Below are 4,098 nucleotides of genomic sequence, written 5' to 3' on the forward strand. Positions count from 1 at the left end.
GATAAAATCGTTTTCATTTTTGAAATCGATTTAGCTGAAATATCATCTGCAGCTTTAGCTTTTAAATTTCTATCAGTGAATAATGTTTTTGATAGAAGCTTTGAAGATGGAGTAACAGATGATTCTTTAAAAACAACTATGTACTGACCAGGAATGATGTTTCCTTCACTAGCATTGGCCTCAATGTTAGTGTCTAGGTTGTTGTCTGAAGTGTTTTCATTTTGACAAGATGTGATTAGTAACGTAGAAACTACTAATGCACCCAAAGAAAATTTACTAAAATTTTTCATGATTTTTGAAGGGTTAATTAAATTTTTTGATTGATCAAATTTAGAAATTAACCGACTAAAAAAAAATATGCTAAACCTATTTCAAGTGCTTGTTTTTGAGTTTTGTAAGTGTAAAACGATATTAAAAAAAATAATTTATCGCAACAATGTTGCTTTAGGAAATTCGCTACTTTAGCTTAAGTTTAGTTAGAAAAAAAGTATAGTTTTTTTAAATTTTTAGAGTGTTAAAATTTTAATTAATTTTAACTTTTTTTTAACTAAATTTAACTCTTTTTAACTTTAAAAAACTGCGATTTATCATGTTTTTTAGTGTTAAAAAAATATATTTTTAATTGTTTTAAAGCTAAAAAAATGAATAAAATTCTTTAAAAGTTCTTTTTTGTGAATTATAATTCAATTTTGATTAAAAAATATTTTTACAGATAAATATTTATAAGATACTGTTTAAATAAAAGTTTATTCAATATTTAAAATAATATCCTGTATAACTTTATTTGTTATAGTAACAATGTATAGATTTCCATAAATCGTTTCATCAATTTCATTATACTTGTCTTTACCAATAAATTTATTAACAAGATTAGGAATTGTATTGCTATGTCCTACAATAACTATATTTTCTCCTTTTGATTTTTTTATAAACTCTTGTACATTAAATTTATAAGGATGATAAATTTGAGTTTGTAATTGATATTTGTTTGCTATTGGTTTTGCTGTTTGTAAGGTTCTTTTATAATTGGTAGATAAAACTTTATCTATTTTATAATGGGTTAACATTTTAGACCAGGCCAAAGCTCTTTTTTCCCCCTTTTTAGTTAAATCAGGATTTTTTACATTCAATACTTTTTCAGCATGTCGGATAAAAAAATAAGTTGAAGTTTTTGTTTCATTCTGAGCAATTAAAGAAAGGTTAATTTCTAAAAAAGTTAATAATAGTATTGCTTTTCTCATAAGATGAAATTACAAGTTTTTTTAACAGTTCCTAGAAATTAATTGTTAAAAACATATTGAAATAGAAAAAGCCTCAAGAACGAGGCTTTTAAATGCGTTAAGATTTTAGAAGGGAACGCGGGGGAATAATGAATGTGTAAGTTAGTTAATTTGTATACTTTGAGCTCAGGGAAAAACACTGTAAATCAGTGTTTAAAATGTTAAAAAATAAACCGCCCGAAGGCGGTTAGGGAGGTTAATTAAAATTAATCTAAGAAACTGGGTTTAACCCAACATATTTAATCAGAGCAATTACTTTATATCTAGGTCTGTTGTCAAAAGCTTGGTTTCCACCTTTTAATTGAGTTGTAAAAGAGTGATTATGATTTCCAGTTGTATTTGTACTTACACTATGACTATGATTTCCAGTAGTATTGGTAGAAATGCTATGCGTATGTGCACCAGTAGTATTTGTACTTACACTGTGACTATGGTTTCCTGTATAACCAGTATTATCGTTTAAATACCACATATATCTGTTATCATAATCAGTGTCACCACTACCACCTCTACCATTTCCTATATATCTACTTCCACTTATACCAGCTGTATTTACTTCTGCGTAATAACCGTTTTGAAAGGTATGCCTATGATTTCCTGTAGTATTAGTTGATCCAGAATGACTATGGTTTCCAGCAGAAGAAGTACTTCCAGAGTGACTATGACTTCCTGTTGTAGATGTACTACCAGTGTGAGAGTGATTTCCAGCAGTAGAAGTTGAACCTGAGTGATTATGAGCAGGCATTTGTGCTTGAGTTAATACTCTGCTATTTGCTCCTCCAGTTTTACCAATTAAGTTATAATCTGGATTTGAAGGATCATAAATTACAGGAAAATGTCCTGATAAGATTTCACATAATTCCCAACCCACAGGAATATCTTCAATAGCACCAACATAAGGTAATCTTACATCTTTAAAGAATGTAGTAAACATTTGATTTGCTACACCTTGGATAAATGGCTTTAATTCAGAAAAGCTAAATGTTTGAACTCCGCCTGTACCAAATTCAGCTCTTCTTCTTACGTATGCAGATTTTTCATCTCCTAAACCATCTCCATCTTGATCTGTTTGATATGTAACTTCTTCTTTAGTTTCGATTATAGTTACATTCGCTTGAATTGGTCCACCTGTAAAAGGTAAAATTTCTCCTTGGTAAACTATCGTACCATTAGTAACATTACTTCCTTGAGTTATTACTCCAGATAAAATATAAGTATCGCTTCCTCCTAATGCAGTTAAAGTTGAAGCCATATGACTCTGACCTTGTAAGAAGTCTAAAGTTTCAGTTGCTAACGGAAATCCTCCGTCAAAAAGTTCTAATCTATTCATCTTGTGTAGTTATTTTATAAGTTTTACTAGCTAATTTGTAATAATTTATTAATGATCTCATTCGGATGTCTTCCTCATCTGATACCGAAATATCAGATGGAAGTACAACCACAAAATCAACATCTTTAAATTCTAATTCTGTTTGATTGAAAATATATTGTGTATTTAAGTAAATATCTTTTTGATCTTCATGCGGATATACATATGTTGGGTTATTGAATAATCCGTCGGAGATAAAAATTCTTCGTTGAGTTTTATCAAATCGATCATTCAAAACTTTTTGTAAATACACTACTTGACCGTTGTGATTAATCTTATAAAGCGTATCGGTTCTGAATCGTGTAAAAACTTGATAAAGTTCATTAAGGGGTTTTATGAGAGATTTTAAAAAGTTAATGATCTTAGTTTTTCTCTTAAAAGTTGGAAGTAATAAACTAACTTGTTTATTAAAATCCGTATCATATATATTATAACGTGACATCTCTAGGTATCCAATTAATAGTTAAGTTATCTTCGTTAATTTTCATATGCCCAGCATCTGATTGATAAGTTTCGTTAATAGGAGTCCAATCTTGTTGATTTCCAAACTTATAATAAGCTTCTTTGATAACTGGCATTTCTATACCTTGCACTTGTTGTAATTGATCTGTAAGCTTTGTTAAAACAAGCTCTCCGTTAAATTCAAATTCTTTTAAATATTGTTTCAATTTGTTTTGAAGAGGTTCATTGTCAGAACCATCTAAACGAGCTCCACTAGCGTCAATTTCTAAAGGATTATAATATGCATCGATTTCTAATTTTAATAAATCAGCATCTCTGTTAATTAAAACAACTTTAACTCCTGCATCTCTAATAAGTTTAATGTATTGTATTAAAGCTGCTTCTTGAGTGTCAGATAATTTTGCTCTTACAGTATTGTTTTCTCCAGCTACTTTAACATATAAAATGGAGTTAATTTCTACCACGGCTGCATATTTTACAACTCTAGCATCTTCTATTTGTTTTTGTGTTAAACCATCATTGTCATAAATGTCTTTCTCATTTAATTCGTGACCAAATTGAAAATCTAAAACTTTCTTTCTGTACCAACTTGGTTTGTGTGGTTTTAATAGGTATAATAGTTCTTCAATTTCTTGTTTTAAAGTGTCGAACAATTTTTCTATTGTCCAAAAACTTACTGAAATAATGAATACAAATAATCTCCAGATAGATACTTTTGAAGTACTGGTTAAATTATCTTTTTCATTGTTAGTTAATACTTCTAAAGCATTTAATTCTGTATCAGAATTAATGCTTTCAAGAATGCTTTCTTGTATTTCATTAATGCTTCTTGCCATGATACTTGTTATTTAATAGATGTTATTTTGATTTTAATTCGTGTCCGCGGAAGCAACCACATTTGTGATTGCTGTTTTCCTTGGACAGCAAGCTCATTTTCGAGAGCTATTTTACTGCATATCTCATTAAAGAGTTACGATATTTAGGGTA

Annotated in this window: 5 protein-coding genes; all 5 read right to left on the bottom strand. The window is 29.1% G+C overall.

The window, feature by feature from the left end; genetic code table 11:
* Window positions 1–290: hypothetical protein (locus Q1A46_RS20605; RefSeq protein ID WP_299683525.1), on the bottom strand; the 290-nt coding region annotated here is incomplete at its 3' end.
* 456 nt (window positions 291–746) lie between these two features.
* Window positions 747–1,241 (bottom strand): histidine phosphatase family protein, encoded by a 495-nt coding sequence (locus Q1A46_RS20610; protein ID WP_299683528.1) that lies wholly within the window; start codon window positions 1,239–1,241, stop codon window positions 747–749.
* 250 nt (window positions 1,242–1,491) lie between these two features.
* Window positions 1,492–2,610 carry a hypothetical protein gene (locus tag Q1A46_RS20615; RefSeq protein WP_299683530.1) on the bottom strand — a complete coding sequence of 373 codons (1,119 nt, stop codon included), beginning with the start codon at window positions 2,608–2,610 and terminating at the stop codon, window positions 1,492–1,494.
* Window positions 2,603–2,902, bottom strand: a complete 300-nt coding sequence (locus Q1A46_RS20620; protein WP_299683532.1) for a hypothetical protein — start codon at window positions 2,900–2,902, stop codon at window positions 2,603–2,605. Before Q1A46_RS20620 ends, Q1A46_RS20615 begins: the two co-directional genes overlap by 8 nt.
* A gap of 175 nt (window positions 2,903–3,077) precedes the next feature.
* Window positions 3,078–3,947, bottom strand: coding sequence for a nucleotidyltransferase (locus Q1A46_RS20625; RefSeq protein ID WP_299683534.1), 870 nt, complete (start codon window positions 3,945–3,947; stop codon window positions 3,078–3,080).
* Window positions 3,948–4,098: the final 151 nt, after the last annotated feature.

It is taken from the genome of uncultured Tenacibaculum sp. (assembly GCF_947502995.1).
GTDB lineage: Bacteria > Bacteroidota > Bacteroidia > Flavobacteriales > Flavobacteriaceae > Polaribacter.